The organism is Schlesneria paludicola DSM 18645, from assembly GCF_000255655.1.
GTDB lineage: Bacteria > Planctomycetota > Planctomycetia > Planctomycetales > Planctomycetaceae > Schlesneria > Schlesneria paludicola.
The window spans coordinates 1,483,770-1,509,111 of the sequence record NZ_JH636435.1; the positions used below are offsets into that span (position 1 = coordinate 1,483,770).

19 protein-coding genes are annotated in these 25,342 nt (G+C 54.3%); 5 read left to right on the forward strand and 14 right to left on the reverse strand.

Features of this window, described 5'->3' with window-relative positions:
• Positions 1 to 381 precede the first annotated feature (381 nt).
• Positions 382 to 1,920, reverse strand: coding sequence for a uroporphyrinogen-III C-methyltransferase (cobA, locus tag OSO_RS0123770; RefSeq protein ID WP_010585574.1), 1,539 nt, complete (start codon positions 1,918 to 1,920; stop codon positions 382 to 384).
• Positions 1,921 to 2,284: 364 nt separating this feature from the next.
• Between cobA and thrS the strand changes: the two genes are divergently transcribed.
• Positions 2,285 to 4,486 carry a threonine--tRNA ligase gene (thrS, locus tag OSO_RS44830; protein ID WP_010585576.1) on the forward strand — a complete coding sequence of 734 codons (2,202 nt, stop codon included), beginning with the start codon at positions 2,285 to 2,287 and terminating at the stop codon, positions 4,484 to 4,486.
• Positions 4,487 to 4,642: 156 nt separating this feature from the next.
• On the opposite strand, the gene OSO_RS0123785 is transcribed toward thrS, so the two are convergent.
• Positions 4,643 to 5,041: a hypothetical protein gene (locus OSO_RS0123785; RefSeq protein ID WP_029247393.1), complete on the reverse strand. Its 399-nt coding sequence runs from the start codon at positions 5,039 to 5,041 to the stop codon at positions 4,643 to 4,645.
• 1,113 nt (positions 5,042 to 6,154) lie between these two features.
• Here OSO_RS0123785 and OSO_RS0123800 point away from each other — a divergent pair.
• From OSO_RS0123800 to OSO_RS0123820, 4 genes are all read left to right on the forward strand, one after another.
• Complete coding sequence (locus tag OSO_RS0123800) at positions 6,155 to 7,246, forward strand: DUF1559 domain-containing protein (RefSeq protein ID WP_010585578.1); 1,092 nt, start codon at positions 6,155 to 6,157, stop codon at positions 7,244 to 7,246.
• A gap of 91 nt (positions 7,247 to 7,337) precedes the next feature.
• A complete protein-coding gene (locus tag OSO_RS44835; protein WP_010585579.1) occupies positions 7,338 to 7,778 on the forward strand; it encodes a hypothetical protein in 441 nt (146 codons plus the stop codon).
• A gap of 197 nt (positions 7,779 to 7,975) precedes the next feature.
• On the forward strand, positions 7,976 to 9,769 hold the full coding sequence (locus OSO_RS0123815) for an arylsulfatase (RefSeq protein ID WP_010585581.1): 1,794 nt from the start codon (positions 7,976 to 7,978) through the stop codon (positions 9,767 to 9,769).
• A 436-nt stretch (positions 9,770 to 10,205) separates the two neighbouring features.
• The gene (locus tag OSO_RS0123820) at positions 10,206 to 11,708 is read left to right on the forward strand and encodes a sulfatase family protein (protein WP_010585582.1); all 1,503 of its coding nucleotides are present in this window, start codon (positions 10,206 to 10,208) and stop codon (positions 11,706 to 11,708) included.
• Positions 11,709 to 11,811: 103 nt separating this feature from the next.
• Here OSO_RS0123820 and OSO_RS44840 read toward each other — a convergent pair whose 3' ends face one another.
• The 12 genes from OSO_RS44840 to OSO_RS0123890 all read right to left on the reverse strand — a co-directional run bounded on the left by OSO_RS44840 (position 11,812) and on the right by OSO_RS0123890 (position 25,105).
• On the reverse strand, positions 11,812 to 12,021 hold the full coding sequence (locus tag OSO_RS44840; RefSeq protein ID WP_010585583.1) for a hypothetical protein: 210 nt from the start codon (positions 12,019 to 12,021) through the stop codon (positions 11,812 to 11,814).
• A gap of 176 nt (positions 12,022 to 12,197) precedes the next feature.
• The gene (locus OSO_RS48465) at positions 12,198 to 13,007 is read right to left on the reverse strand and encodes a hypothetical protein (protein WP_157605410.1); all 810 of its coding nucleotides are present in this window, start codon (positions 13,005 to 13,007) and stop codon (positions 12,198 to 12,200) included.
• An 81-nt stretch (positions 13,008 to 13,088) separates the two neighbouring features.
• Positions 13,089 to 13,283, reverse strand: a complete 195-nt coding sequence (locus OSO_RS50020) for a hypothetical protein (protein ID WP_010585585.1) — start codon at positions 13,281 to 13,283, stop codon at positions 13,089 to 13,091.
• 377 nt (positions 13,284 to 13,660) lie between these two features.
• Positions 13,661 to 15,673 (reverse strand): glycosyltransferase, encoded by a 2,013-nt coding sequence (locus tag OSO_RS0123840; protein WP_010585586.1) that lies wholly within the window; start codon positions 15,671 to 15,673, stop codon positions 13,661 to 13,663.
• A 161-nt stretch (positions 15,674 to 15,834) separates the two neighbouring features.
• Positions 15,835 to 16,329, reverse strand: coding sequence for a class I SAM-dependent methyltransferase (locus OSO_RS44850; RefSeq protein ID WP_010585587.1), 495 nt, complete (start codon positions 16,327 to 16,329; stop codon positions 15,835 to 15,837).
• A gap of 180 nt (positions 16,330 to 16,509) precedes the next feature.
• On the reverse strand, positions 16,510 to 17,541 hold the full coding sequence (locus OSO_RS0123855; protein ID WP_040592613.1) for a glycosyltransferase family 9 protein: 1,032 nt from the start codon (positions 17,539 to 17,541) through the stop codon (positions 16,510 to 16,512).
• Between the two features lie 887 nt (positions 17,542 to 18,428).
• On the reverse strand, positions 18,429 to 19,067 hold the full coding sequence (locus tag OSO_RS0123865; RefSeq protein WP_010585589.1) for a hypothetical protein: 639 nt from the start codon (positions 19,065 to 19,067) through the stop codon (positions 18,429 to 18,431).
• 181 nt (positions 19,068 to 19,248) lie between these two features.
• A complete protein-coding gene (locus OSO_RS0123870; RefSeq protein ID WP_010585590.1) occupies positions 19,249 to 20,010 on the reverse strand; it encodes a hypothetical protein in 762 nt (253 codons plus the stop codon).
• A 346-nt stretch (positions 20,011 to 20,356) separates the two neighbouring features.
• Positions 20,357 to 21,097 carry a hypothetical protein gene (locus OSO_RS0123875; protein WP_010585591.1) on the reverse strand — a complete coding sequence of 247 codons (741 nt, stop codon included), beginning with the start codon at positions 21,095 to 21,097 and terminating at the stop codon, positions 20,357 to 20,359.
• 95 nt (positions 21,098 to 21,192) lie between these two features.
• Positions 21,193 to 21,747 (reverse strand): hypothetical protein, encoded by a 555-nt coding sequence (locus OSO_RS0123880; protein ID WP_157605411.1) that lies wholly within the window; start codon positions 21,745 to 21,747, stop codon positions 21,193 to 21,195.
• A 192-nt stretch (positions 21,748 to 21,939) separates the two neighbouring features.
• Complete coding sequence (locus tag OSO_RS0123885) at positions 21,940 to 22,581, reverse strand: hypothetical protein (protein WP_157605412.1); 642 nt, start codon at positions 22,579 to 22,581, stop codon at positions 21,940 to 21,942.
• A gap of 1,033 nt (positions 22,582 to 23,614) precedes the next feature.
• A complete protein-coding gene (locus OSO_RS0123890) occupies positions 23,615 to 25,105 on the reverse strand; it encodes an autotransporter outer membrane beta-barrel domain-containing protein (protein ID WP_010585594.1) in 1,491 nt (496 codons plus the stop codon).
• Between the last annotated feature and the right edge of the window lie 237 nt (positions 25,106 to 25,342).

Consider the following 25,342-nt stretch of genomic DNA (forward strand, 5'->3'; position numbering starts at 1 on the left):
TAAATACTAAAATTGCGATACCCGGGGAGCATTCAAGAGGTCAGTACGTCTGTATGCTACGTAAGCTCAGTGAGAATAGACGACATTAAGACACTTCAACAAAACCTTACTGCTCGTTTGATTCTCTTCCAACAGATCACAGCACGGACGAGTTGGAGAAATGCGGTATGAATATCGGATCTTTTCTCGTTACTTACTCGCAACCTCCGCCATTGAAACAGCCCTTCAAAGCAGGCCCCAACGACGCAGCGGAATTCCCCCAGCACACTATCATGAGTCGAACTTCGCTTGGCGATGGGAAAAACAAATGGGCCTGTCCCCTCTCTGGCCCGTCAACGGTGACCCCATCTCGGAGCAAGCCATCGCCCGAACCACTGATCCTTAGGAGTGAACCGCGGCAATCATCGCCGCGAACAGCCCGTTCCAGGTGTACTCTGTCGCTTCGACGGCGATCGGCAGGCCAACTTCCTTCGCAGCCGCGGTCGTCACCGGACTGATACTGACAAGTCTCGTCCGTGTTCCAATGTGATGGCGTGCCGCGTCCGTAACCAACCGGGCCAGATTCCGTGCGATCGAGGGACTAGACAGTGCAATCCAATCGAGCTGCCCCGCTTCGAGCTCGTGTAAAGCTGCCGCGGGAAGTTCATGTACGTCACGGTTCTGATAGACAACCAGCTCTTCAACCCGAGCTCCAGCAGCCACGAGCGCCGTGGATAGAACGTCGCGCCCACGACTCGCCCGAGCCCACAGGACTCGCTTGCCCGCAACATGCGGACGCAAAACCTCGGCCAGCGCTTCCGCCCGAAATTCGGGTGGAACGAGATCCGCCCGCAACGCAAATTTCTCAAGTGCCTGCGCCGTACCTGGACCAATCACAGCCAGCCGCGCGGCGGCCAGTGCCCGAACATCGCGTCCCGTCTGCCATAACCGCCCCAACAATCCTTCGACACCATTGACGCTGGAAAACACGATCCAGTCGAACTCTCCTAATCGCGGCAGAACCGCATCAACGTCCTGCCAATCGTCTGGCGGAGCAATTTCGATCGTCGGCAAAAAGACGGGCAATGCCCCTAATTCCACTGCACGCAATCCAATTTCGGTGGCTTGATCGGCAGGTCGCGCGATGCCGATCGACTGACCGAACAACGGCCGATCTTCAAACCAATGCGCCTGCTCGCGCACTCGGACGCACTCGCCAATAATGACCAGCGACGGCGCGTGCAGGTCGGCGGCCTTCGCCAACCCCGCGATCTCGGCCAAGGTACCGGTCACGGTCCGCTGCCGCGGCTGTGTGGCGCGACTGACAACACAGACGGGCGTACTGGTGGGCTTACCGGCATCAGCCAGCGACTGCACAATCGTCGGTAGCCGATGTAGCCCCATATAGAATACGAGCGTTCCCGGAAATGCGGCCAAAGCCCGATAATCAAGCGAACTCTGCTTCGTCGGATCTTCATGACCCGTGATAAACGCCACCGCGGACGCGTGATCGCGGTGCGTCAGCGAGATTCCGGTGTAAACGGCTGCAGCCGTTGCGGCAGTAATTCCAGGCACGACTTCAAAGGGAATTCCCGCCGCGGCGAGCGCCGCCGCCTCTTCCGAACCACGCCCGAAGATGAACGGATCACCACCCTTTAATCGTACCACCGTCTTACCCGACAACGCGGCCTCAACCAGCCGTTGATTGATCTCTTCCTGCTGGATGACTCGCCCCTGTGGCCCTTCGGCGCGACATGTTCGTTCCGCGCGTGCATGGGTATGACGCAGAAGCAACGGGTTGACCAGACCGTCATAGAGCACGATATCGGCACGCGACAGGCATTCGGCACCGCGTAGCGTCAACAATCCTGGATCACCCGGCCCGGCTCCCACAAGATAAACAGTTCCAGGCATCGGCAATTTTGGCGGAAGATCGGACATGAGTAATCATCATTCGCGGGCAACGCCCGCTTCTCTCAAGGGACCAGCGAACCCGGACCAGCATTCTCATGTCCAGCCTGAATCGCTCGCTGTAAAACAGTTCGTCTCATTGGGCGGAGGATGGCACACGTCGGCCAGACTCGCAAGTGGTCCTGATCTCAAGCCGACGAATCACGAGAGAAAGTGGGAACAGATGATGTCGAGAAGTGTTCGACGAAACCTGTTCCAACACAGCAACGAACGCAAACTGGTTGACGGAATAGAGTTCGATCTCTATAACCGCCGGGCTCTGCCCTCGACATGCTGTCGAGCTGGTTTTTGATGGAAAGTTCGGTCCAATCCCTTTGTATAGGATTGCCCTGTCATGCTTCAGGTAAAATTGCCCGATGGTTCCGTCGTGGAACATCCCGATCACGCAACGGCGTTCGACGTCGCCGCGAAGATCAGCCCTCGTCTTGCCTCAGCAGCCATCGGCGCGGTGGTCGCCGGCACCGTCACCGACGTGATGCGTCCGCTTGCCGAAGCAACGACCGAACGTCCGGTTCCGGTTCAACTGCTGACCGAGAAAGACGCGGCATCGCTGGCGATCCTGCGGCATTCCTGTGCGCACGTCATGGCGCGCGCCGTCATGCGTTTGTGGCCGGATGTCGAGCTGGCCTTTGGTCCCACAACCGGACAGGGCTTCTACTACGATATTTCCTGCTCGCATACGATCAGCGAAGACGATTTCCCGCGCATTGAAGCGGAAATGCAAAAGATCGTCGATCAGGGCGAACCGTTCGAGCGATTCATCTGCGACCGCGAGGAAGCATTGAAACTCGTCGACGGATTGTCACAGACGCTGAAAGTCGAACATATCAACACCGGTCTGGCGACCCATCCCACCGTCAGCTTCTATCGACAGGGGGAATTCGTCGATCTTTGCCGCGGTCCACATATCCCCGATGCCAAACGTATCAAGGCGTTCAAACTGCTGTCCGTCGCAGGTGCGTACTGGAAGGGCGACGCCAGCGGCAAGCAACTCCAACGCCTGTATGGAACCGCCTGGTTTTCCACCAAGGACCTTGATGCGTATCTCGATCAGGTCAACGAAGCCAAACGGCGCGACCATCGCGTGCTCGGAAAACAGTTGAATCTGTTCGCGATCAGCCAGGACGTGGGGCAGGGGCTCTGCCTGTGGCTTCCCAAGGGTGCAACTATCCGCGCCACGCTCGAAGACTTCATCAAGCGCGAACTGATTGCCCGCGGGTATCAACCCGTCTATTCGCCACACATTGGTCGCGTGGATCTGTACGAAACCAGCGGACATTTTCCCTACTACCGCGAATCCCAATTCGCACCGATCTTCGGCCACGACGCAGGAGCTCTCGTCGATTATTGGGTCCGTCGCCTGGACAGCCAGATCACGGATAACACTCCGTTCTCGGCGGACGACGAACGTAAGCTGGCTGATTCCGCCCGCCTGATGGGTGCCGATCTCTCGGGTTACCCCACTGGGTCAACACCGCAAGCGCGGAAAGACTACTTGCGCGTCTGGGAAAAACAGCAAGAGCGTTATCTCTTGAAGCCCATGAACTGCCCGCACCATGTTCAGATCTACAAGGCACAGCAGCGCAGTTACCGCGATCTGCCCGTTCGACTGGCAGAATTCGGCACTGTCTACCGGCACGAACAGTCGGGAGAACTGAACGGCATGCTGCGTGTCCGCGGGCTGACCCAGGACGACGCGCACCTGTTCGTCACACCCGAACAAGTTGTCGAAGAATTCAAGTCGACGCTCGAACTGGTGAAGTTCGTGCTGGCCAGCGTGGGACTGAACGACTACCGCGTGCAATTGTCCTGCCGCGATTCGAAAAACAAATCGAAGTACGTCGGCACGGATGAAGGCTGGGAGAACGCTCAGAACGCACTGCGTCAGGTGCTGACCGAGCTGCAGATGCCATTCATCGAACGCGAAGGCGAGGCCGCGTTCTACGGCCCCAAAACGGACTTCATGGTTCGTGACTGCATCGGACGCGAGTGGCAACTGGGAACTGTTCAGCTCGACTTCAATCTGCCCGAGCGATTCCAATTGGAATATGTCGGTGCCGATAACCAGACTCACCGTCCAGTAATGATCCATCGTGCGCCGTTCGGATCGATGGAACGGTTCACGGGAATGCTGATTGAGCATTTTGCCGGTGCGTTCCCGCTCTGGCTGGCTCCGGAACAGATCCGCGTGATGTCGATCAGCGACAAGTTCGAAGACTATGCTCGTACGGTCGAAAGCCGATTCCGTGCGGCCGGATTCCGCGTGACCAGTGACCTGCGCGGGGCCAAGATCAACGCCAAAGTCCGCGACGCTCAAGTTGAACTAATCCCCTACATGCTGATCGTCGGAGGCCGCGACGTCGAGAACGGCACCGTCTCGGTCCGAGACCGCATCGACGGGGACCTCGGCGCGATGCCCCTGGAAGCCGCCCTGGAAAAGCTCCAGCAGGAAGTCGCCGAACGCCGTATTCGCCAGGTCAGCGAAAAGAAGTTTCAGCAATTCGACGACGCAGGCGAAGCGGCAAACGAGTACTGATTGAATTCGTAGCCCCGACAATGACCGCAACCCCATTGAACGAAAAGGGAAGGGAACTGGCTTGACCAGTTGTCCGCCCCTCTCTGTCCATGGGGTTGCGTTCATTTCGGCGCGGCGAGTCGCGCAGGCCGCACCGATCGCGATGTCGTTGTGCCGTCAGGCCTTTTCGCGCTGGGCGACCCAGTCGCGGCCTTGCCCCTTACCGTTCGCACGCTCACCTTCAAATTTCCCTTTGATCGAGTCACCCTCAAGTTTTCCCGAGAACTTCGTGACGACCTTCTGACCATTTCGTTCCCGCGTTACCGAAAAGGAAATCTCGCCGTCTTTGTACGTTGCATTTTCGATGTCAATTTCTTTTCCCTCGGCACCGGGCACGGTTCCCGTCAGCTTGCCCCCGTCCAGTTTCAGCTTCACTGACTGCTCACGTGTTTTGTTATTCTTGGGATTCGTGACGGACCACTTCCAAGTCCCCGTCGGGTCGGCATCCGCCGCAAACAAGGATCCCGTCATTCCAAACAAGACCAAGCTGAAAACTAAAAATTCACGTCGCTTCATGCCTGCTTCCTTCATGATCAAAAGAGACATACCGATTGCTGTCACTCAACGCTCAATGGTGACAAAGTTGGAAATCGAATAGTGAAATGCTTGAGCAATTCTTGTCGCCCCCGTTTCGATCAAAACAGGCACTTAACAAGTCGATTGTCCAGGCGATTGAAGCCAGGGACGTCGAAATTGGAGCCGTCACTTCAAAACTGCGAGGCGACTGTCGAACTCGCACTCTGATGGATCGAGAAGACTCGTAATCCCAGACGAGAACGAACCACGAAACAAATCGTGCGGTCTCTGCCGTGCGATGTGTGCCTCCGGGATGAACCGGTCAGCGTTTCGCCGCGACTCCATGAAATAGAAATGCTGAAAGAACATAACCATCACTCACGTAGTCGGCATTTAACATGATGAAGATTCAACATTCCGTCAACGTATTGGCTCGCAATTCAGATTCTTTTAACGTCATGTGCCTGCTTCAAACATCACACATCAGCACACGTTTAAAGGCAGATTCTGCTTGAAATCAAAGGCATGGCCGACGATTTTAGCTCATCCACAATCGAAGCACTCGGGTTCGTCACATGAATAAACGATCAAATTTTGATGTGTGACACTTGACGTTTGGATACCGCTGGCAGACAATCAACATGCACCACAAAGGTGATATAAACGAGCATTCGCTCAACAAATTCCCAATCGCATCGCAATGCTGACTGGCGATAATCCAGAGGTGTTTGCAGGGACCTTGGAGGTCTCCGTGAATCGCTCATTCTTCTTGATCCGCGAACAGATCGCGAATCCCCTCCCTCGGCAGTGCCATCTTATCGAGTTGCCGCCCTCATGCTGTGCGGGCCCCGGCAAGTGTTGCTCAGGACCGCTTGATCCGCCTCCGAAGAAACGTCGCCGGCCTCAACGCGCTTGACGTCGGCCTTAGTCCATTCGAGCACGACCTGGCTCGGTTCTGACCGTCGTCACCCATTTGATCCAAGATCAATCGAGTGCGATCGGCATCCGCAGCGCCACCTCGAATCAGCCATTCGCAATCATGCCTAGCGGCTCGAACGATTCAGCCGCTGATCGATTTCCTGTTCGGATGAATTATCCCCAAAGGAGAAGTCCGTGAATTCTCAATCGTCTCGTGCTTACCGTTTTCGTCGTGGCTTTACCTTGATTGAACTACTGGTCGTGATTGCGATCATTGCCGTTCTGATCGCCTTGCTGTTGCCCGCGGTGCAACAAGCACGCGAAGCCGCTCGTAGGACCCAATGCAAGAACAATATGAAGCAATTGGGTCTGGCGCTTCACAACTATCTTGATGTTCACGGCACGTTTCCCATTCAGTACCGACTGAACAATCTGCCGGGTGTTCTGAATCAGGTGAGCTGGATTCACAACATCCTTCCGATGATTGATCAGGGAAACATCTACAACAGTTGGGATAGTAATTACACCTGGAACACCGGTGCGAATGGCGTTCAGGCCGATCCACGGATTGGGGCAGGTGGGGTCGCGGCCCCGGCGCAGGGAAGTAATGCATGGTTACTCGGGCGAGGGCTTCCCGCTTTGATCTGCCCCAGTGAGACATCTCCGGCAGTTGGCGGAGTCTCTCCAGGTTCACGCATCATCAACTTCAACGTTGCCGCCACGAATGACATGAAGATTGGGATCACGAACTACCAGGGAGTTTTGGGTTCAAGCTGGGTCAGCGGAACGATCCAGGTCACGTCTGGTGTCTGGGGCACGAGCCGATTCTGCGGACCCTATGACACACTTTCGGCAACCATTCAAGCCCAGTACCCCTTCCGTTGCCCGTCAGGATTCATGGGACGCGGAAATGACGGCCAGGGAATTCCAACGCGAATTCGCGACATCACCGATGGCGCTTCGAACTCTCTGATGCTGGGCGAGACTTCGTTCAATCAGAATGCCCTCTCGGCATGGTTCTGGTTCAACGGAGTTCTCGCCACGACCGCATTCCAACTCAATCGCCCTGCGGAATGCGCTGCGGGCCTGGGACTGCCGCTTGCCCAAGGCTGGAATGCCTGTTGGTCCGACTGGCCAAACCAGCAGGGATTCAGCAGTCAGCATGTCGGTGGAGCGCATTTCTCGTTGTGCGATGGAAGTTCCCGCTTCATTTCGCAGAACATCGATTTGGGCCTGTATCGAAGCCTCGGAACGATCCAGGGAGGGGAAGTCATTGGTGAGTTCTGATCAACAACCAGCCCCCGATCTCGAATCGAACAGATGCGACTTTGTGTCTGGTTCCGGGTTGCTTCAGGATCATTTATCGAGGCCTAAAACCGTGTTGCGAATCACACTCTTGCTGGTCGTTTCAGGAATCGTTTCCGCGGGATGCTCGTCGAAGAACGCACCAAAAATCGCCCCTGTGGATGGAGTCGTGATGTTCAAGGGCCAGCCTGTTCCGCATGCAAAGGTCCTCTTCCTTCCCCAGAAGGTTGCAAACGGACAGACTTGCATCGGACAGACGGACGCCGAGGGACGATTCTCCAAGATTGTGATGGCTAAGACGGGCGCGACAGGAGCGGTGCTCGGAACGTATTCCGTGAGTATTACGGAAGGATGGCCCCCGAATACGCCGATCCCCGTCGACGATCTGGGGCAAGAAAAGTCGCCTCCACGCGGCAAGTGGCCTCAAAAATATCGAGATTCAGCTAGTTCCTCACTTCAAGCCGAAGTCGTGGCCGGCAAAGCCAACCACTTCGAGTTTGATCTGACCAAATAGTCTGTACTCAAGACAACCACGCGCCATTCGTGCGAAGCGCCGCTGGTGACGCCTCGGGCCCGCATTGGCAGGTTGTCGACGTTGTCGCGCGCTGATGGCCGATGCTCGCGAATGCTTCCTGCTCAAGACGCGTGTCCCGAAAGTCGAATCGGATCGCCCAACAAACCAACTCCATGCAACTGAGAAAACCTTTCCCCATGCGAAACATTCTTTGCATCGCGCTCAATCTGTTGTTGTGGTCCGCCGTACCTCTGGCCGCGGCAGATCATCCCAATGTGGTTCTTGTGATTACGGACGATCAGGGCTATGGCGACCTGAGCTGCCACGGTAATCCCATCCTGAAGACACCGAAGATTGACGCACTCTACCAGGACTCGGTACGTCTGGCAGATTATCACGTGGCCCCGACATGCTCGCCAACGCGCGGTGCACTGCTCACCGGCCATTGGACCAATCGGACAGGAGTTTGGCACACGATACTCGGACGATCCCTACTGAAAGAAAACCAAATCACGATGGGGCAGGTCTTCAAGGATGCGGGATACGCGACCGGAATGTTTGGAAAGTGGCATTTGGGCGACAACTATCCCTTCCGCCCGGAAGATCGGGGCTACACCGAAGTCCTGCGGCATGGCGGGGGCGGCGTCGGACAGATCTCGGATGTTTGGGACAACGCCTATTTTGGCGGATCGTACTTTCATAACTCGAAACTCAAACAAGTCGATGGGTTTTGTACCGACGTTTTCTTCGACGCAGCACGCCAGTTCATCAAGACACAAAAGACCGCGGGACGTCCATTCCTGGCATACATTTCCACGAACGCCCCGCATAGCCCCATGCACGCCCCACCGGAAAGCAGCGCCCCGTATCAGCAACTGCCGGTCGACTTGGCCAACTTCTTCGGGATGATTGGCAACATTGATGACAATGTCGGTCGTCTTCGCGCATTTCTGATCGACGAAGGACTCGCCGACAACACCATCTTCATCTTCACGACGGACAATGGAACCGCGTTAGGTGAAATTGTGCACAATGCAGGCATGCGTGGCAAAAAAGGCAGCGAATATGACGGTGGCCATCGCGTTCCGTTCTTCATTCATTGGCCAGCTGGTGGGTTGACCGGCGGGCGCGATGTCAAACCGATCACGGCCCATGTCGATATTCTGCCAACGCTGATTGATTTATGCCGAATTTCACCGACGGAATCCGTCCAATTCGATGGACGCAGTTTAAAGCCACTGTTTTCAGGCCAAGCCAGTGATTGGCCCGACCGGATTCTGGTAACGGATTCGCAGCGCGTCAAAGATCCAATCAAGTGGAAGCAGACTGCCGTCATGACCAGCCGGTGGCGCCTGATCAATGGACAGGAACTCTACGACGTCTCCACCGATCCGAAACAACAGCAGAACATCGTCAGCCAGCATCCTGAAGTCGTCGCGACACTCACGAAATTCTATGACGCCTGGTGGGCAGAACTCGAACCGTCATTCCACGAAGACGCCGCAATCTATCTGGGCCATCCCGCCGAAAATCCAACAAGCCTGACGTCACACGACTGGATCACAAGCGGCTCGACACCCTGGAATCAGAATGACGCGCGGCGGGCGCTTGCCGGCGCGGAAAACACCGGGTACTGGAATGTGAAAATCTTCGAAGATGGTGATTATGAGTTTCGGTTGCGACGATGGCCCGATCCCGTTGATGTGGCCCTGGATGCTCCACTTCCGCCGGGTGCACCCGTCCCGGGAGGCACCGCTTTTCGAGTCACGCCGGGAAAGGCCGTCCCCATCGTCCATTCGACGATCGAAGTTGGAGGCCAACGCGCGGAAACAAAGGTCGATCCGGGAGCGAAAGATGTTATTTTCCGGCTTCCACTCAAAGCCGGTCTGACCCGTTTGTCGGCTCGATTTCAAACCGCAAAAGGCCAAGAAATCGGTGCCTATTATGCCTATGTTAAGAAAGTCTCATTGCCCGAAAAGACAACGCCGTGAGGGATTTTTTTGCTCATGAAATGTGATCCAACCGTGGTATATCCTGCGGGCCAAAAGGCCCAGCCATTCCACCTGCCCAGCCCAAACGAGGCCGCAGGACTCCAACGGGCTGAGGCAAGCCCCCCGAACTTCCTTAAGGCCTCTAAGGCCGACCATGCACTTGCGCCGAATCCGCATCCCTTTCGAATGGCTGGCCATACAGGCCTTCGCGTCATTTCCGAGACCGAATCCCGGGCTGTCGGCTACCGATGGCAGCCTTTGACCCGGGCTGATGGAATGAACGCCCCTGCGGGACTCAAGAGAGCACCCCGCAAAAGCCTGTTTCTAAACGTTGAAAATCCTTCACGGCGTTGCCTGATAAAGAATGATGATCACGCGCACTCGACGTCGTTGCGAGGGACCTGCCGACATCAATGGACAAAGGATGCAATGACGTATGAACCGACAGTTCTTCTTACCGTTCAGCAGCGTCGTTGTCGCCCTGATCCAACTGGCAGCGGTTCCGGTCGTGGCCGATGATCGAGCCGACGTGGTCCGGCCAAACATTGTTTTCCTCATGACCGACGATCAGGCGGCAGGTGCTGTCGGTTGCTACGGAAACCGCGAAATCATCACGCCTCACCTGGACAATCTCGCGCGGGACGGAGTGCGCTTCAGCAATCACTATGCGACGACCTCGATCTGCACGGCAAGTCGCTGTTCTGTGCTGACAGGTTTGTACGAATACCGCCATGGCTGCAATTTCGATCACGGGGATTTGAGACGCCAGTTCTTTGCCGCGTCGTATCCTGCGAAACTGCGAGCGTCTGGATATTACACGGGCTTCGCAGGGAAAATCGGATTTGAGCTGAAAGGCGAACCGTTTGCGGCCCTTCAGCAGGAGTTTGATGAATGGGCAGCAGGTCCAGGCCAAACAGAATATGAGACGATCAAAAATCAGAGTCTCGCGAAGTACGCCTCGCAGTACCCACACTGCACGCGTGCCTACGCCGCATGGGCAAAAGATTTCTTGAAGGCGGCGAAACAAACGGGCCGCCCGTTCTGCATGAATATCAGCTTCAAGGCTCCACATCTGCCGTTCCGACCCGACCCGATCGATTCCCAACTGTACGAGCACAAAACAAAATTCGCCCGACATCCTAACGATGGCGTCGAAAATGGACGACACCTTTCGCCTCAGGCCCTCACCAGCCGGGCAGCCAAAGAATATCGTCAATGGATCACAAACTTCGATGAGACATGCAAATCGTATTATGCTTTAATCAGCGGGGTCGATGCGGCAGTCGGAATGATCCGCGAGGCACTGGAGCAGGAGGGTTTCGCTGAAAACACCGTCATCATTTTTACATCAGACAATGGTTACAACTGCGGTGCCCATGGATTCGGAGACAAAGTTCTCCCGTATGAAGAAGCCTCCAGGATCCCTTTAATCATCTACGATCCCCGGCGTCCGAAATTGCAAACAAATCACGTTTGTGCGGCACTCACAGCCAACGTCGATATGGCACCGACGATCCTCGCTCTGGCTCATGTTCCTTCCCCATCGGACATCGATGGGATAAACCTGGCACCGCTCTTAGGGAATCCCGACGGCAATGTGCGTGACGTCTTGCCTCTTTTTAGCTTCTGGGGCATTCCTTCGGCGCAATCAATGGCCATCGTCACACCCGAGTGGAAGTACATCTATTGGTACTACGGCGACCAAATGCAACCGACGGAAGAACTGTTCCATCTGACCCACGATCGATTGGAAATGGCGAACCTGGCGTCATCACCACAACACACAAACTTACGAACTTCTCTTCGCTTGGCCTACGACGCCGAGTTGGTGGCCCTTCGCACCAAAGTCGTTCCCGATCACGGATATCCCAAATACGGCAAACTCTTCGACCGAGCGATTCCATGGGAGCAAAAGGCGGACTTGCTCAAACCCAAATGAAACTTGATCACGGCCCACCCGAGCCGTGATCAAGTTGAGAGTGTGCTGTGCAGTTGCCGGACATTTCGACAGTCGGTCCACAGTCTTCGTTCTCGAATCGACTTCAGAGCGAAGTTTCTGGACTTGGCATCGAAGGCGGTCCATCCGTCGCCAGGCCACGAATATTCGTGACTTGCTGTTCAGCCTCTTGCCTCAGTTTTTGAATCAACCCGTGTGACACTTTGAACGGCAATTCCGAGAGTGCCGCCAAAATTAAGTTGACCTCATTCAGCGTCAACTGAAAGTTCAGCTTCAAATCGTCTAATCCTTCCATCGCCATTCCTACTCTATCGCGTGATGGATCACGGATGACCTGTGTTTCGACTCAAACCTCACGTCGTTCACAAACGGGTCGTTGAAATGACGGGGGCTGGCTCCGCATCGGTTCACAATTGCCGGGACACCGTCAAGATCAGGGCATCCGTCCCCGTATTTCAACGCTCCCCTCGATCATTGAGCAATGATTCCGCTCTTCTTCAGTGCGGCAACCAAATCACTAATCGTATACGCACTCGTACCCGTATTTCCCGTGAACGTCGAACCACTCAATACGGCGGTGCCGGTGCCGGCGCTAAATCCGGTTGTCGTTCCCGTGGTGGAGTATTGGGTTGTCGGCGTGGCACCCCAGAATCCGAGCTTCTGACTGCTGGAAGCCCCGACTTTCGTTCCGGCGCCGGTCCCCAGCGAGATGTCGACGGTGTCGCCCAGAATCAAATTGCTCACGACTCCGGACGGGATGGTGGTCGTTCCAATGAGCAGGTTGCCACTCATGTAACTGGGTGCGTTTCCTTCAAAATACAGGTTGTAATTTGTCCCCGCCCCGACGTTCCGGTTGACGAGACTTCGAAACGCGTAATTGTTCGTGCCACCTGCGAGATTCGCGCAATAAAATCCATGCAGATTGGAGATCGTCACTCCGTTTGTCGTCCAATCGTCCGCGCGGTACGTATACGCATTGTTGGCAGTGGAACCTCCCGATGTCATTGCCCCACCTCCGTTCATGCAGATCGGATTCGTCACATCCGTTCCGAAGGAGGGTTGAAAGAACAACCCTCGTGCCGTGATTCCGCCTGAATAGGTTCCCGCGACGTACACACCCATCGTGGGATTGGCGGACACTCCAACGCCGAGATTCTTCACATTACTGATCGACTGTGCATTCCCATTCATGGTGTTGCCGAGTGTCAGCGACGATACGCTGAATCCATTACAATTCAAATTCCCGCCGAGCTGCGGCGCTGTATCTTGTCGAACACTCATCAGAACTGGCGACCACACCGCCGCGCCGACCGCGGAACTCTGGCACACCCAAAGCTGCGGCGACGTCGGATTTGTCTTCAATCACATCGACATCGGATAGTAGTAATTCGGAGAGCTACTATCGTCCGATACGCCGGGGGACGCAGAACTACTCACGTTGCTTTTGGGGTTCCATGTGACCAGGCTCTTGAGGTCATCATTAATCGCCTTGCCTCCATCACCCGTCGGGTCGGGCGACAGGACGGACAATCCCATATAGTTCACAAGTGACGTCATACAGAATCCTTTCGAGATAGTGTCAACCAAACCAGATCGGGAACACGCTTCTTCGGTCTTCTACTTCGTTCGGGGCCAGCGCTTCGACGGTGCATGCACTCGTAGCCGTTCTCACGTTGAGGATCGATTCCTTTTCATCGCCGCAGACGCGTCACACCGCCTCGGACTGTCGCCTCGTAACCGTTCACAGCCCGGGGACTGGCTCATTTTCCCGCGGTAAAAGGAAGGCTTACCTTCGTCGATGTACTGTGGATTTCAATTGAACCGGAAAAATGTGCCTGTCCCCCTCTCTTCGGACTGTGAACGATTGCTATCGCAACCAAACGACACTTCGCGATGAGAACGGAGCTGTTCCTCTCTCTCACTGCCGCGAACGGTTAATCGCGTAGGTGCAACGACTGTTGGACATGATTGTTCGAGTCAAATGGTTTAAGAAACTGTTCCTGGTGCGGAAGGCCGCCCCATTTTGTCAGGTAATAGTCGCGGTTCTTGGCGACGAAGCCGTGCAGCGCTTGTGTCGCGTCCGGTGTCAGGCGTGATTTCGTGTTCGATCGACCACATGACACGACGCCGTCATTGGTGGGGCAGACAATCTCGATCCCCGCCAATTCCAGCCGACGCGCATGGTCGTTGTCTTCGAAATAGGCGGGAAAGAATGCTTCATCGAAGTCGCCGATCGTCTGCCAGACCTCTTCGCGCATCATGAATGCTTCATAGGCATGACTGCCATCGATCGTAACGGCGAGACCATCACACGTGACGAGCCGTTCCAGACAGTTCCGGCCAAGTTCAATATCGTCATTCAAAATGACAATCGGGTAAGGAGCCGCAAACCGATGAAGCAGATTCCAGCTTCGAGACACCCCCAGGTTTCTTTGAGGACGGAAGATCGAAACTTGCGGATGGTCGTAGTGAAAACGGGCAGGGCCGTCGCCGTTGTCAATGACATACACAACCTGTGGCAAGGCCGTATTACGAAAGACGGAATCGATCAGATTCGCACACAGGTCGTAACAGTTGTAGGTGGGAATGCCGACAAAAAACGGTTCGAGATCCCGCCGTTCCGTGCATCGCGTGGTCGGATTGAGAATGTCGAGCGGTTGGTCGGGAATCAGTTCGACCTCGCATCGCTCGTCACTAAGCCACCGTCCGACAAACTTCTCGCCGCGCCACACCGCATGAAACGTAGGCCCCCCATGATCGCCCCAGACCGTCAGCAGCGCTGTTGTTGCCGTCTCTTCCACATTCCAGACACGCTCGCGATCCGCTTGCCCCTCTTCAATCCGAAAGTTTCCTCCTAACGGATTCGAAGTGAGCGTCATCCAGCGTTCATCCAGTCCGACGCGACGATACAGCCACCGCCGTTCGGGCACGACCTTCCTCAAATCGTCGGCCGAAATCGAATCCTCACGTTTCGAGCGTTGCAGACGTGCTGGTAATCGGCTTGCCACTTCATCAATCAACTGCGAGGACAACGTCGACGCGTCGTAGGTCGTGAAGTCGTACCGCGCCAGTAACCTCAAACCGCGCTCGTGATCGCCGCGAAGATGTTGGAGGTGGCTGCTGGGGATGAGGTGCCGGGTCGCAACCAATTCCTCGCTGGCCGCACCTTGTCGCCGTCGAAATGGGAAATAGTGAACGGGGTGCATCTGCCGCCAGACGCAGATCATTGGCGTCGTCGTGGTGGCGGCGACTTTCTGAGGGCCGCTATCGATTCCAATAAACAGCGTGCTTGCTTCGATCAATTGCGCGATCGTGGCGGCGTCGCCTGTCCCCAAACCCTGCCAGATTGGATGTCGTGACGTCGGACAATGAATCGAAGCATCGTCAGGCAAGGGTGATCGGTGGTCCCAGTCCAAGATCACAGGAACGTAGCCCAGCGCCACGACCTTGGCACAAAGTCGCGCGGCAACATCGTGCGTCAGATTCTTCTGGTCAGGAGAGGAATTCCCCTGGTAATGCAGAACGACAACGGGAAATCGCCCACCCTCAAGCCGGCCACCCGCGATCCCTTGCAGGTATTCTTCAACCTGCTTCGACGTGTTGCTCTTACCCGGAAATGAATAACCGCAGAGATCCGGTTCTGGTTCGATTCCAAAAATTCGCCGCAAACATTGCTCTGCTTTCGTTGCGGGAACGGCATCGCTTTCAACGGAATCGGCTTCCCACCAGTCGAGCACGTACTGTTCGTCGTAGTGCGGCTTTCGATCTTCATCACGTGCAATCACACGCACGCGTTCGAATCCCTGAAAGAGACTTCCTTTACCAGCATCCACAAACTGAAGGTCGATCATCCAATCAGGATGCCATTTCAACAAATGCTGGACGACAACTGTGAACTGCACACAGTCGCCCAACCCGTGACGAAAAACGATGAGAATCTGAACCATGAATCGAAATCTTCTCTTCGTGCTATCGCGTCAAATGAAGCTCTTCATCGTGAAGCTCTTCATAGAGTTCCTCTCGTTACCAAGCTCCCGGTTGGTAACGTCCGCTGCAGTTCCCTCTCCGAGAATCCGTCCCATCCCAAGGCACTCAAGCAATCATCCCCTTACGACGAAGGCTTGAACGCAATTCCCACCGTGTCAGGCCCACAATAGCCGCAAGCGATCTCATGCAGGCCCGCTTCATCGAACAGGGCCCTCATTCCATCCGGCCAGATCCGCCAGCAATCAATCGGGTGCTCATGGAACACCCATGTATTCGGACCGGTGATCCACACCAGGCCGCCGGGTTTGGCGAGCGACGCAACCTGTCGAATCCATTTCCACGGCTTGCGAACATGTTCGACACATTGCCCGCTGATGACGACATCAAACTGCCCGACAAACGGCCACTCGGCGTCTTCGCCTTCCGGAAGCACATGATCGACGTTCGGACCAGCGGCCACGTCGAAGCCGGTGTACTGCCAGTCAGGCCGCTCGAACAACGAACGATAGCTGCCATTCACGTCATAGCTGCCAACATCGGCGATGTTTAACGTCGCTCGATTTGTCAGATACTGATTGATGAAATCTTTGCATCGCTCCAGACTCGATTCATGCATTCACGACTCCTTTCGTCAAAACCTGTCATCGAATCCCAATCGCTCACCTCGTTACCAAGCTCCCGCCTGGTAACGCCTCTGCTGCCTGTCCCCACTCACTTCAACAGACTGCTAAGCACCGCATCCAGACTCTGTCTCTCAGCACGGACATCCACGAAAGACCTTCAACCATCCAAGGTCTCACACCCCCGCATACGCACGTTCAACCCTCTGGTCATCGCCGATATCAGACAGAGCAGAGGACGCCCTGGCGTAACTCAAGGCCCCGCCTTCGTAGTACCGTTCGATCGCTCGAATCACATCGTGCGGCGTGATCATGTGCATGCATTTTGCAATCTGCAGATCCTCCCTGACTTTGACGGGCTCGACGCACAGGTCGTGGTCTTTGTGATCCCCATCGCCGACGCGCTGGCAGCGAGATTTCCAGCATCCCCCGGCATCACAACAGGGAAGGGCACCATTCGTGTGCAAGAACTGATGATGAGGATACGCTTCCCAATGAGACGGTTCGCGGCCTCCTGCGATCACGACACACGCACGATTCTTCGGCTTGGCATGTTTGGTTTCGACAGCGGCCGCAAGATGCATCGCAAACGTCACGGGGCAGACAACACCCTCCGCGTGATACATCAGCCGGACAAACTGCCGGATGTCGGTCTTACCAATCAAGTCGATCACACCGGATAATCGCGGGTGCCAGTGGTCCGCTTCGCCGCACTGCACGAACTGAATCCGCCCACGAAAATGATCGACGATGTTTTGATACCAGGCAGGGTTCCACCATTTGGCCGTGAAGTCAAATTTCCCGCCCGCCATCATGATCCAGAACGGACCTTCGTGCCCCAGCTCCTGAACCTGAGACATCCAGCCCGTTTCCTGCTCGCTGAGATGAATATCCCCCTTAAACTCGGTCACAGGAATTCGCAGACCAAGCTGTTCCTCCAGGTATTGGGTATATCCATGCAGAAAGTGATACGGACGCGAATTCGACTGATGAATTAACGGATACTCCATCTCGATCGTTCGCACCGCGGGATCTCGCTCGTCGAGCGGAGTGACATACGGATTGTTTTCCCAGAGTTGCTGCGCAGGCGTCCGCACATCTGTCTGGAACTTGCCCGGATACGCCCGATGCAAGTCACGCACGGCCGCCGTCAAAGTCACGACATCACCCGGACTGAGCGCACACTTCAGGATCAACCGGTCATCCATGATCAACGCCACTCTGCTCTAGTACTTTCATATCGCTCTGCAGGCGAGCCTCCCCTTGTAAGGACAAGCGTGGCCACCGCAGATAAATGTTTTCGGAGTTCAATACACAGCCCGGCTGTACCCCTGTGAACGCTTCGTCCTATCGATTGCTCAACAAAACGCATCACTTGGGGCCAAGGCGACCGGCTCAGTCTTACCCTGTACGCCCCTTGCATTCGCAACCTTTCCCCGGCCTTTGCAGACGCACCCTGTCATCTTTTCTCTCCTCTGCCGAATCACCAGCCGAGGCTCCCCAAGTATCGACGGTAAAATGCGGCTACTTCTGCAAAGAGGCCTGCTCCGATTACGAAGCTACATGCAAGGCACCCAGCTCGAGTTTTGAATCCATCATCAAGAAGACTCCAAAATCCACAGGCGACCAGAAGCGCTCAAACGACATACTGAAACAGTCCAAACGTGCTCACAGTAAAGCGCAATGTACTTTCCCATCGCTTCCGGCGCGAATATGCTGAGTCGCTTGCTTCACTAATTTTCTCTCGACGCTTCTCTTCAAACAACTCTGGGGCCCCATCCTTATCAAACCGCTCTGCCGCTATTCGCCATTTGCTGTTTCCGTTACGCGGGAGAGGCCAGCCAGCACCTACATTCATAAGTTCAATACATAACGCGCATGTAATCACATAACACGACAAAACAACAAAACTCCACCGCTCACGCATAGCTCCGCCTCGGACGCTCCGGAAGGTCGCAAAGATGTCAGGTACTTCTTCCAGGATTTGGTTCCTGACGCCTTTTCCACTCTCTATTCAAATCATGTACCCGTCGACCTAACGACTTGCACAACCAGCGGAAGTGCCATTCATACCAGGAACTTTTTCGCGACCACTCTAGCTGGTCGTATCACGATTTTCGCCAAAGCAGATTAAACGCCATCCGCTTGGCATAACGAACTGTTCTGGCCTTGCCCATGGTCCAATCTGCTCATATCGACAGCCACGATCTTTGCAAAGCCTGCCTTTCGGGTCTGCATCATCGATCGACTCGCAGTGCTCCGGACAGGCAAATCGAAGAGGAACCTCGAACTCATTTCTATAGACACATCGGTCTGACAACAGTTCACGGGATCTAATTCCAGAACATCCACCACGGCGCCGCTCGATATATTGAAACACCTCAAAGCCTTTCCCTGTCATAATGTAACATCCAACAAGGTGCTCCGGATCGACATCGACCTTACCTTGGCCAATCAGTCTTTCCTCCGCGATTATATTCGCGATCTCAGATGTAACAGCTTTAAAGTACTCACGCTTCATGAAGCGAACCACCATTTTCTCCGCTTGCTGAAACGTCATTGCACCAAAGCGAACACCGCGAAAATAGCCATTGTCGGCACAAATCGAATGTGCAATCGTCGATGCGACATCTTCCGCGCTCCTGTAAAGCAGGGGAAATGTGTGAAGCAAAACCCAATCAAAAGGGCTCAGTCGCACTTCGGCAAGTCGACGTCTTATCGTACGATCCAACATTGATTCGATTTACTTTTGCCGTGGCTTAATTCTCAAGCTCCAACCTTCATTGACACTGCATCGCCATCCACCGACAGACCGCACCGGGTGAGATCGTAACGGTGTCAAGTACCTTCTACGCGCATTCACTCCTGACGCATTTCCCATTTCCCGAACCCTGTCGCACTTGATTCCATTCGGCTTAATTCGGCACAAGTCGCGAGAATTCATGCAACTCTGCCGCAACTAGATCGCACCTATACGGAGCAATAATTTGATTGTGATATGAGACGCCTGCAGTCTTGTATTGGGCCAATTTGGCAAATTCGCACGCGGGCATTGACGAACGCAGCCTGACAACATCGCCGTTGGAGAACCCCACATGGAACGCGATACCATCAGACGGCCCACCAACGAAATTGTGCATGGGCGTGCCCTGGGCTTCAATCAATTTTTCAACCGATAGATCACCCGGCTTCATCCAGTGCTCATCGCCTTTTTCCGTCTCAACGAAGACAACCACACTCTTTCTCAACCGTTGCTTTAGCTCACTATCAAACTCGCGATCGGATCTCGCCACAAACGCCGTCCCTTCCCCAACGACTCTCCAGACAATTGGTGCTCCTTGCGCTTCATTCGATAAATGCGTAAGTGGCCCCCAATAGCCAAGAAGCAAATTATCAGGTTGCGACCAGGACTCCGTTCTTTTCAAATGCGTCGGCTTCGGCACGACCCAATCAACGAGATGCCCACGCCAACTAATACAAGGCGTTTTATTATCGCTGCATTCAATATCGGCGAATGGTGTACCTATATCATGAAGCCACATTGACAATTGCCGGAACGACCGGCGCGTTCTTTCACTGCGCATCACACGCCAGCGATGTTCAACCGCAGCAAACGATAGAATGATCGCGACGGCGATGAGCGCGAATACAGTTCGTCGAGAGAAGTTGCCTGACATTTCTTTATCCGCTCAACGTCATTGACATCACTCCCTCCATCGGAATGATCGCAACGGAGTCAGGCACCTCTTCCTCGATTTGGTTGCTAACACCTTTTCACTTCCCCGAATATATGACTCAGCGAAATGTAATTTCTTGTAGACCACAAACAACACATATCACTATTGTGGCGACAAGTGATTAAATCATTTAAAGAGAGACTTCGCATCCAACAGCCACATACAGCCAACGTGCAGGCCAGCACAAATATCCCCAAGCTCTTCCGCACGCGATTAGTCTTGTTAGCCATTTCAGTTGCTCATGAGCACGGGGCAACTAAAAGGTGTCAGATACTTTCTAGTTGCCCTACTCGACATTCAATTCGGTGTGCCAGAAATCTCCCACTAGCGTGTCGCACTCGGATTTGTTGAATCCAAGTCTGCGCCAGCGACATGCGGACTTGTTATCAGCATCATCTAGCCCCTGAGAAACCGCCCTACGAACACGGAATTCGATTCGACGCCAGTACGCAACAGGGAGTTGCTTCCAAGATGAAATCTGCCAAGGGCGATCAAGTCCTTCTGCAATCATAAGTTGTTGCTTATATTCTTTCAGTTTAATTAAACATAAATATTGGTGCATCTCTATGATGCGATCCAGGTTCGCAGCCGTAAGCGTGAACATTTCGCCACTCGAACCCATCGTTTCATCCGCTACAGCATTCGCACTCTCCGGCAATTCGTCGCGGGGATCAAAATGAGCAACTTCGCTATACCTCTGCCAATCGGGAGTTGCGATTTGCTCCCAGATCATGCCACCTAGTGACGTTATCTTTAATGATCCATTTCGAAGCGGTGCAGTAAGATAGTCGTTTACCGATTCGTTTGAGATAAGATTGTCGTTGCTATCGACGATTTGTAACAACCCCTTTCCGATAAACGACACGGCAGTATTGATACGATACTCAAGAGACGAATTCGGTATCCGAAGGTTGACATGTTCAGACAAGACGCGATAGTCACAGAAAAAGAATCGCATCGAAAGAGGAAACCTCCAGACCGCGTCCAACATCCAGAAACCAAGAGCATCAATTCGAATGTGCGACATGAGTCACCTCGACTGAATAGAACGTGAGTCGCCGCATTACATAAAAAGTAAATCGTCCAGATCTTCTGTTCGGAGCCCGCAACGACACCTATTTACTATTTCGGCCCCATTTGGACGATCCTCACACCTGTGGAGGCTTCGTTGAAGCCACGCCAGTTCCCCGTGGGGTCGAGAGTCCAGCATTGACCGAAGGTTGCGGAACCGATCGCCGTGTTGGAGCCGTTCAACGTTCCCCTCTGCATGCCCTTCAGGCGCTGCAAGCCGTCGTTGTGATAGAACTCATCGAACGGCTTTCCAGCGGCGGTCGCAACCAGGTTTTTTCGCCAGATGCGGTTGCTGGCTCGGTTATATCCGTACTGGATGCGATCCACATCGGCATTGGTCCCTGTGTTGTACCACCGGGAGTCGACAATTCGCCCAAACAAATCCAGCCCCCAATAAATATCCCCGGTCGTCGGATTATTGCCACTCGACGACCCCAGCAACGTGTATTGGATGCTGGGCTCGGGATAAGTGACCTGAACAGCAGATGCCATTCCCAAGTACGAGTAATTGACCAGAGTCGTCGTGCCACCATCGATCAGGCCGTCCACACGGCTGGCCGAATCATTGATCCCGCCGGACGTGCCGTAGCTGATCGAAGGTCGCAAAGGTGTCAGGGACCTTTTCCGCGATTTCGTTCCTGACACCTTTGCCGCCACCCGAATGTCCCTCCAATTCACCACCTCGTGTGGCCTCACCAGCCCGTTAGCCTCAAAGCAGGCAACCAGGGCCATCACTCGAATCGGTGCCCGGGACTTTGATTTGTTCATTGGAGTTGTATTAAGGCTTGTCTGCGATCCCTAGCTGGTTGTGTCTCGCGTTTCTCCAAAGCAAATTAAACGCCATCCACGTAGGGCGACAAAATGTTCTGGAATCACCCAGGGCCCAACCGGTTCGAACCGACAACCACGTTCGCGACATAACTGACTCTTCGGATCAGACCCTGAGATGGCATCGCAGTGCGCAGGGCAGGCAATTCTGAGATGAAACTTCAATTCATCCCGATACACGCATCTGCCGGCTAGAAGTTCCCGAGATCGAATCCCGCGGTTTCCATCTCGGCGACGCTCAATGTACTCAAATACCTTGAATCCCTTTTCCGTCATGATATAGAACCCGACAAGCGATTCTGGATCAACATCCACCTCTCCTTGCCCAGATAACCTCTCCTCAATAATTCTGCGTGCAATATCGGGCGTAATGGTTTCGAAATACTTGCGCTTCATAAAACGCGTTATCAGTCTTGCGACCTGTTGAAACGTCATCGCACCAAAGCGGACGCCGCGAAAGCATCCGTTATCAGCACAAATCGAATGTGCAATATTTGACGCGATCCACTCAAGATCCCTGCTATTTAGGACAGTAAGCTCATGAAGTAATACCCAATCAAATGCAGTCAATCGCAATTCAAGCAGCCGTCTCCTTATCGTACGATCCAACATTGCAACAAGTCCCCTTCACGCTAACGTTTTATCTTCCAGTCCCAGCCGGCATTTACATTACAGCCGAGTCCCCCAACGGGACCTATCGGTGTATCCTTGCAGCACACGCAGCAAATAACAGATCCGGATTTTGACTCTCGCACTGCATTACCCTTAGCATCTTTGACAACAACATTAAAATGAATCCCCCCTCTCGTCCACATTCCTTTGCCGGTGCGTTGCCCCATTGTCGTATCGTGCTCTTTTCCCTGGGGGGGGCCAACGCTAAGAGCGTTCCACGATTTGGTTCCTGACACCTTTTCCATTACCTGCTACCCGCGCAACCGTGTCGTACATATCGTACACATCTCGCTCATATGACAACATGAATACGATACCCTCTAGATGCTAAGCGCAGTTACAGCATCGAGTGCCACTAGCGTGCAATTGCCAATACATTGCGATTGCCGTACGGACGCTCCGTCGCAAAAACCTCGGAATGTCCGCAACGACGCCAGGTACCTTTTTCACGATTTGGTTCCTGACCCCTTTTCCGCTACCCCGCTACCCTACTTCGCTACCTCTCTTGGCTATGTCACCGCGGTAGCCCTAAAACAGTCAATCAAGCCACCCTGCGATTCAGTTACCCCCCCTTACTCCATGGCCTCGGCACTCTGTATCATTTTCCCGCAAGTTGGATCCTGACGCGTCTTCAATTCCCCGTGCTTTCACTCTCCCATCGAGACAAGAATGTACTGAGCGTCGCGGAACGCAATTGGCGAAGGGGAGTTATCGGCCTCAAATAGTCGATATTCTTGCTTTGTTAAGGGTCCAACAACAGAGTTGCTACTCAATAGTATTACCCAGTACTCTTCTTTAGACTTATCTGGCACGGTTGCGGTATCGTTTGGGTCACTAGGTGATCGCCTAATCATCGGATTGACGATGGCCGCAATTATCTGACGATTCCACCCAAGTTCTCGAACATTGCCCGCGATTTTCGGAGGCAGTCTATCACCTAATGTAACATCAAACTCGTGGCTTGACTTAACGCTCAACTTATAACCGCCGGGAAGATTGGCGGCCGTTTTAGCCAGCGAGCTGTCAACACATGCGGAACAGGTAAGCAGTACCGCACTAACAACGGTAAGTACACGCAATTGTGGCGGCGTGGGCAATATGGGCATTTCGGGATCTTTCGATTCGCAAGACGGCACAACTGTTTCCAGCACCTTGAGCACAGTAGTAACACATATGTGACAATGCGTATGCGATCTTGAAATCGCATAAAACTTAGGTAGACCGCGTGCCACTGGTTGTTCGGAGAATGTCTCTCGAGAGATCGCAAAGGTGTCAGGAACCTTTTCCACGATTTGATTCCTGACACCTTTTCCGCTACCCGGTAGTCAATAAAATTCCCGACGAAACCGGAATTTGCGTTAACCCCGAAATACGCCCCTGAAGTGCTCCAACTCGTGACCGCCGTTGCGGCAGCCGTCTGTGCCAAATACTGAGGGAACGTCGTGGTGCCCGTTCCACCCACGTAAAGCGTCCCACTGAGCCGCATCGCCGCATTGCTCGCCGTCGCGCCAAACGAAAACGTATTCGTCCCGCCAAACGTGTTGTTCCCGGTACTCACGATCGACCCATTGATATTGATCGCAAATCGAGACACACCACCGTTCACCCGCAAATCAAGAACATTCCCCAAAAAGCAGCTGCTCGCATTCATTCCCAGGCAGGTGCCAGACGACGACCAGTTCGTGGGGGCCGCACCATTGTTGATGTACACGAGCGGAGTCGACGTCGTCCCGGTCCCCGTAAACGGACTTCCGGTCAGCGCCAATGCCGACACGGACGCCGCACCATTGCCGGAAATCGCGACGGTGTTCGCGTTGAAGTCATTGGCCCCATTGTTCAAGGGGATGGTGACACCACTCGTCCCGACACTAGCGAGAGCCGCCGTACCAAACGCCGTCCCATGGAACGAATTGACCGAGATCACCCCTGCGTTCGAGATCGTCCCGTCACCACTGAGTGACACCGGTTCCCAGTCGGTATTGGTCGAATTCCACAAGAGCAACTGAGCATTCGTCGGGGCCACATTCTTGACCGCATGCCCATGAAGCGACTTCACGGTCGCGACACCAGACGCCACGGAGACGTCCCCTGAAAGCGCGAGACCGATTGTAATCGTTCCGGAACTCGTGATCGGTGAACCGCTGACGGCAATCCCATTTGAATTGGCAATCGCAACAGACGAGACCGAACCAGAATTCGCCTGCACCCACACTGCGGCACCAGTGGCCGATGACTGACGCAGAAACAGCTTTGACGGTGAAGTGGAAGTCTGTAGCCAGAACGAACCCGGATAGAAGTTCTGCGTCTGATCGTCACTCGACGTCGGACTGGTGGATTGATTCCAGACACAGCGAGGATTCCAGTCGACGAGCGACACAAAGTTGTCTTGAATCGCCGCCCCGCCCGCTCCTGTCGGTCCGCCATCAATGATTTCCACACCACGATAGTTTGTTAGGGTCGCCATTGTTTTGGGCCTTTCCAGCAGGGTAAATCGATCTTCAACTATCGACTGACGCAAGCACATTCATATCCAAGTGGCAAATACTGAGCGAAGAGTGAATGATCCGACTGGTTTGTGGTACCTACCCCATTCCAATGCCGATCTACTTCGCTATCTCTCTTGGCTATATCACCGCGGTAGCCCTAAAACAGTCAATCAAGCCACCCTGCGATTCAGTTACCGCCACTTCACCGCCCCCCC